The 5988-nt window shown below is 47.3% G+C and carries 5 protein-coding genes and 1 pseudogene; 3 read left to right on the top strand and 3 right to left on the bottom strand.

Annotation, left to right across the window (positions count from 1 at the left end; all coding sequences use genetic code 11):
- Nucleotides 1-270 precede the first annotated feature (270 nt).
- Nucleotides 271-996, bottom strand: a complete 726-nt coding sequence (locus tag PX482_RS11335; RefSeq protein WP_002763658.1) for a PEP-CTERM sorting domain-containing protein — start codon at nt 994-996, stop codon at nt 271-273.
- Between the two features lie 180 nt (nt 997-1176).
- On the opposite strand from PX482_RS11335, the gene PX482_RS11330 reads away from it, so the two are divergent.
- The gene (locus PX482_RS11330; protein WP_002763657.1) at nt 1177-1476 is read left to right on the top strand and encodes a type II toxin-antitoxin system Phd/YefM family antitoxin; all 300 of its coding nucleotides are present in this window, start codon (nt 1177-1179) and stop codon (nt 1474-1476) included.
- Nucleotides 1460-1732 carry a Txe/YoeB family addiction module toxin gene (locus tag PX482_RS11325; protein WP_012264430.1) on the top strand — a complete coding sequence of 91 codons (273 nt, stop codon included), beginning with the start codon at nt 1460-1462 and terminating at the stop codon, nt 1730-1732. Before PX482_RS11330 ends, PX482_RS11325 begins: the two co-directional genes overlap by 17 nt.
- 69 nt (nt 1733-1801) lie before the next feature.
- Here the strand turns inward: PX482_RS11325 and PX482_RS11320 are convergent, their stop codons facing one another.
- Nucleotides 1802-2497 (bottom strand): proprotein convertase P-domain-containing protein, encoded by a 696-nt coding sequence (locus PX482_RS11320; protein ID WP_502888555.1) that lies wholly within the window; start codon nt 2495-2497, stop codon nt 1802-1804.
- 418 nt (nt 2498-2915) lie between these two features.
- Here PX482_RS11320 and PX482_RS11315 point away from each other — a divergent pair, with 418 nt between their 5' ends.
- A complete protein-coding gene (locus PX482_RS11315) occupies nt 2916-5087 on the top strand; it encodes a glutamine synthetase III family protein (RefSeq protein ID WP_002763648.1) in 2172 nt (723 codons plus the stop codon).
- Nucleotides 5088-5854: 767 nt separating this feature from the next.
- Here PX482_RS11315 and PX482_RS11310 read toward each other — a convergent pair.
- Nucleotides 5855-5988, bottom strand: a pseudogene (locus PX482_RS11310) (IS630 family transposase); the annotation flags it as partial.

Raw genomic sequence — 5988 nt, 5'->3', positions numbered from 1 at the left:
AGGCCGCCTTTAGCGGGAATCCGATAGAGAGGTTCGTAGTTAACCCAGTACGGGTCAAAGCGTACAAAGCTAATTCTAGATGCAATATTTGCGTACAGAATTAGTAACTATAGAGTTTTATCTCCAGAAAACGGGTTTCTCAAAGAAACCCGTTTTCTCAGTTCCAATGGCGCTTAAACTAATTGTAATCCAACTAATTCCATAATTAAGGCGATCTGCCAAAAGTTCAGAAAAGGGGTTTCTCAAAGAAACCCCTTTTCTTCCGTTTTCTCAGTTCCAATGGCGCTTAAGTGCCGCTGCCGTTCCCAGTAAGCCTAGGGCCAGCAAACCTAAGACAGAACTTGATTCAGGAACAGGAACAGGAACAGTCTGGGCAAAGCGAACTTCAGAGAGACCAATAGGCCCTGGTGCTGTCCAACCAACGAACCAATTGTTTGCTACATCAATTCTAGCATATTGGGCTTGAATCAAAGGGAAGGAAAAAAGTGTGGCAGGTATGTTGTTCGAAGTGCCTTCGGGAAGTGTTAGGGTTCCTGATACATAAACTGGACTGCTAAAGTCGGAGTTATTGGAGAGAATTAGTGTGAAATCCTTGATTCCGCGATCAGTAGCTGTGGTATTAAAAGCGTTGTAATTCCACAAAGCCAAGGTATCTAAGAACACAGAACTGCCAAAATTAAAATCAAGATTGACATCAGCAGGAGTCGTCCCGATTTCTAAACGTACTCCCCAGAAATTAGACAAATCGGTACCTCCGACGTGCTGTTGCTGCAAAGCGTTTCCAGGTCCAGTCAACCCATTGCCGTTGGCAGTGTTGACTAAGGCTCCAACGGTGGGAGTAGCAGAGCCTGCATTAAGCGTTAAGGTTGGAGTCGGATTGTAGATGATCGGCAGCGCTTGGACGGGGAGGACAGTCAGTACAGCGATCGCGCTAACTGTGCCAGCGAAGACAACACCAGCCAGAGAGAGAGATTTGAAGGTAGTTGTAAAATTCATGGGCAATTTTGGGCAAATTCCACCAGCATCTTACCCCCCCCCGATTTTGTCAAATATCGCTTTTTTATCGATTGCATAGATGTATAGAGTTTTATCTCCAGAAAACGGGTTTCTCAAAGAAACCCGTTTTCTCAGTTGATGAAATAAGCTAAAATCGAATCAACTCGTTGCCCTCGCCTTATGTTTTCTATCCAAACTACCTACACTCAAGCTCAAGAAAATTTAGCGAGCCTTCTGGATCGACTGGAAAGCGAGAATAGTATGGCGATTATTACTCGCCCTGGTCATAAAGATATGGCACTATTAAGCGCAGAGGAATTAACTGGCTTATTAGAAACCGTTTATCTTTTGCGATCGCCTGCGAATGCTAGAAAGTTATTGGCAGCACTGGAACGTTCAATGGAGAGGGACGTTCAAACAATACCGGGACAGACAGTTACAGAACTTTGTCAGGAGTTAGGAATTGAACGCCAAGAGTAGGGCAATTGTCTTTGATCACCAATTTCGAGAAGATTTAAGATGGTGGTACAAAACAGATAAAAAAATCGCCTTTCGCCTACTCGATCTCGTAGAATCTGTCACCGCCGATCCCTTTACTGGAATAGGCAAACCAGAACCCATAAAGTATCTTGAAGCTAATACTTGGTCACGCCGAATTACCACAGAACACCGTCTAGTCTATCGAGTCAAAGATGACCGCATTGAGTTTTTAGCAGCACGATATCACTATACTTAAACAGCTTATGTATTCCAGAAAACGGGTTTCTCAAAGAAACCCGTTTTCTTCTCAAAGAAACCCGTTTTCTCAGTTCCAATGGCGCTTAAATGCCGCTGCCGTTCCCAGTAAGCCTAGGGCCAGCAAACCTAAGACAGAATTTGATTCGGGAACAGAAACGGGAGCAATGGGAGTCCCCTCCAAATTCAGAGTCCAACTGCCAAGACTGCCAGTATCAGCAGCCCCAAGATCTGAAATCGTCAGCCGCCAGTCGCCGGCGGTCTGGGAGCCACCCAAGGAAGTGAGTATGGGAACAAGGGTTCCACTACCCGCACCGGTGGGGAAGTAGTTGCCGCCGGGGATGACAAAATCATCACCCCCGGAAGCCGCTACGGACCAGATGTTGCTGGTGGAGGCATCATTGAAACTGTAGGTGCCGTTGAAGTTGCTGGAGTCACCAAAGCCAGTGTTCACGCGACCGATCCGGTTGAACAGCGATACTGTCGTGTTGGTTGGGACGTAGGTGAGATTGGCGATCAAATCACCTACGTAGGAGTGGGTTAGGTTATTGAGGGTGACGGTGATGTTGGTGATCGAGAAGTTGGAACTGGTGGGAATGGTAATAGTGCTGGAAGCACCTGTGGCGTTGTTGTCAGGGATGCTGAAACCAGTACCAGTTCCAGTAAAGGTGACGGCGCTGGCGGGGAGGACAGTCATTCCAGCGATCGCGCTAACTGTGCTGGCGAGGACAACACCGAGACCAGACAGAGGTTTGAGGGTATTCATTGGCAATTTTGGGCAAATTCTGCTCCAAATCTTACCCCCCCCCCCGATTTTGTCAAATATCGCTTTTTTATCGATTGCATAGATGTATAGAGTTTTATCTCCAGAAAACGGGTTTCTCAAAGAAACCCGTTTTCTCAGTGCGATCGCTGGTGGAAGATCGGGTTTGGGATATTTGTAATGTTTGATACAAAGCTCTGGATTATCTGTTCTTAAGATGAAGGCTGGTGTTGCTAATTGATCGGAAAAGAGGCCGGCGCAAGCAGATAAAAACCGCAGAGAAGCTTGTGCCGTGGGATCAAAATTATTAAGCGGAGAATAGCCTCTGACCGGAATTCAACATCAAAGTTAGTAGGAAACTTGTCATCGCCTAAGTAAAGTAACCCTTTATCCACGACACAACACAATAGGAAAAATACTTATGAGTTATGGAACCCGTGTTCAAGCTATCTCTCAAGTAACGGATCGTAAACCCCTACCTAGCAAAATTCCTCAGCGTTTAGAGGCCCTCTGGGCAACCGATGTCTTTACCCTGAGCAAAATGCAGGCCAGTCTCCCGAAAGACGTATTCAAGTCGGTCAAAAACACGATTTTAACCGGGGGAAAATTAGACGTTTCCATCGCCAGTGCGGTAGCGGCAGCGATGAAAGATTGGGCCACGTCCAAAGGGGCGCTGTACTATGCCCACGTCTTCTATCCGATGACTAACGCCACCGCCGAAAAACACGATGGTTTTATCTCTGTGCAGAGCGACGGTTCGGTGATCACGGAATTTACGGGCAAAGTCTTAGTACAGGGAGAACCGGACGGGTCTTCCTTTCCTAACGGCGGACTTCGCTCCACCTTTGAAGCGCGGGGTTACACCGCTTGGGATGTCACCAGTCCCGCCTACGTCATGGAGACGGATAATGGTGTCACCCTGTGTATCCCGACGGTTTTCATCTCTTGGACAGGAGAAGCCCTCGACAAAAAAACGCCGCTTTTACGATCGATTTCATCGATGAGTAAAGCCGCCACCAGGGTGCTTAAACTCTTAGGACATACGGAGGTCGCCCCCGTTAACTCCAGCTGCGGCGCTGAACAGGAATATTTCCTAGTCGATGCTCATTTTGCCCATAGTCGCCCCGATTTACTGCTCACCGGTCGCACCCTATTTGGTAAACCCGCCGCCAAGGGTCAACAGTTCGACGATCATTATTTTGGTGCGATTCCCGAACGGGTTCAGGTGTTTATGCAGGAAGTAGAGGAAAGAATGTATCGCCTCGGCATTCCAGCCAAAACCCGCCATAATGAAGTCGCCCCCGGACAGTTCGAGATTGCCCCCTTTTTCGAGGCTGCTAACGTGGCCAGTGACCATCAGCAGTTAATTATGACTTTGCTGAAAAGTACGGCTAAAAAACACGGTTTTGTTTGCCTACTGCACGAAAAACCCTTTGCGGGAATTAATGGTTCGGGAAAACACGTTAACTGGTCCGTCGGCAACGCCACCCAGGGCAATCTGTTAGATCCGGGCGATACTCCCCACGCTAATATGCAGTTTTTGTTATTCTGTGGGGCGGTTATTCGTGGCGTTCACAAGTACGGGGCGCTTTTACGCGCAGTGGTGGCTACCGCCAGCAATGATCACCGTTTGGGGGCAAATGAAGCTCCTCCCGCCATTATTTCCGTATATTTGGGCAGCCAGTTAGAAAAGGTATTCGACCAAATTAGCCAAGGCCGAATTGAGGGTTCTGATGCCCCGGGGTTGATGGATCTCGGTGTCGATACCCTGCCGGTATTCCCCAAGGATCCTGGCGATCGCAATCGTACCTCTCCTTTTGCTTTTACGGGCAATCGCTTTGAATTCCGGGCTGTGGGTTCTAATCAGTCAGTTTCTGGGCCGCTGGTGGCGATGAACACGATTCTAGCCGATTCCCTGACTTGGGTGGCGGATAACCTAGAAAGCCGGATGAAAGCTGGGGAAGACCTCAATACTGCTGCCCAGGGTGTTCTCAAGGAGATCATGGACAAACACAGAAATGTGATCTTCGGAGGTAACGGATATTCCCCAGAATGGCACAAAATGGCGGTAGAAGAGCGCGGTTTGGCTAATCTCCGCACCACTGCCGATGCTTTACCCGTGCTGAGGGCCGATTATATTGAAGAACTGTTTACCCGTATGGGTGTGCTTACCCCCGTGGAACTGGAAAGTCGTTTTGATGTCTATGCGGAACAGTATTTGCTGGCCATCGAGGTGGAAGCGAAACTGGTGGTGAGTATGGCTAAAACGATTATTTATCCCGCTGCCGTTCGCTACTTGTCAGAATTGTCCTCGGCGATCGCTAATGCGGCGGCGATCGGCATCGAGATGGATAAGGAAAGGGCCCAAACCGTCTCGAATTTAATTAAATTACTGATGGATGGCGTTAGCAAACTGAGTGAGGCCACGGCTAAAGACGATTTTGACTCGATCGAGGAACATATGCAGCATTCCGCTCAAACAATCCGTCCCTTGATGGATAAGGTGCGCGAATATGCCGACACACTGGAAGGGGAAGTGGCCGACAATTTCTGGCCGCTACCTACCTATCAAGAAATGTTGTTTGTTAAATAACATGACGGCAAGGAGGGGGTAAATAGCTGGAAAAATGATTGGCCACCCCCTTCTTTTTAGCTGTTATCGAAACAACCCTGGGTGCATCTCATTTTTGCCCTCTCAAAAATTAATTATGCAAGAACTCTATAGTAGGGTTGATTCATGAATCAACCCTACCCAAACCCTAGAGCGCATTAGTTTTTCGGTGGGATGCTTACAGGCAGCTGCTGATATATCTGTAATAATTTAAGGGTCACTGATAATTGCTGATTGTCGGTATTTCTGCAAATGTGAGATGCACCCAACAACCCTTGTCTAAAACCTCGCCTTCTAGTCAGATTCTTCCCTCCTGCCTCCTGCCTTCGTTAGCTCTGGTAGTTTTAAGTTATGTTAAGAAAAGTAGTGCGAAACGTTTAGGCATGAAATAGGGAACCAAATGCCCGAAATAACCGCCTAGTAAGGTCTTCAGTCCCCTGACTGAATCTAACAGGTCAACCCAGACCAGCCTTATAACTGTTTATATGTCCCGACGTTTAGTATCAACACGATACCAAACTAGGCAAAGGGACTCAAGGTCAATACACTTTGTAACAATTATTCACAAATTGTTACAAAGGTGAGAGTAACGGCGATAGCCACCCCCAGATTCAGAAGTCACAATTCTGGGACTGAAGCGGGGAACGGAAGGCTCCGAGGTGTAACCTAACACCAGAATCGAGACCACTGCCAACCATCCATGATTAGGTGTGAACCGAATGTCCGACCTGAACCATCGTAATTATACTTTAGACGTTCATAATCTGAGATTTATTAAACTTCTGAAATCGTAGAGTCAGCAAGGAATCCAGTTCTTTTTTATGTTTCAAATGGGCATCATTCAAACATTCATAAATGGCTGAAGAAAAGTCAGAAAAGTTTT

Origin of the sequence: Microcystis sp. M53602_WE12, assembly GCF_030065455.1 — a bacterium.
In the GTDB taxonomy this organism is placed as follows: Bacteria; Cyanobacteriota; Cyanobacteriia; order Cyanobacteriales; family Microcystaceae; genus Microcystis; species Microcystis aeruginosa.
Note: the sequence above shows the minus strand (reverse complement) of the source record. Positions and strands in the feature narration are given on the sequence as shown.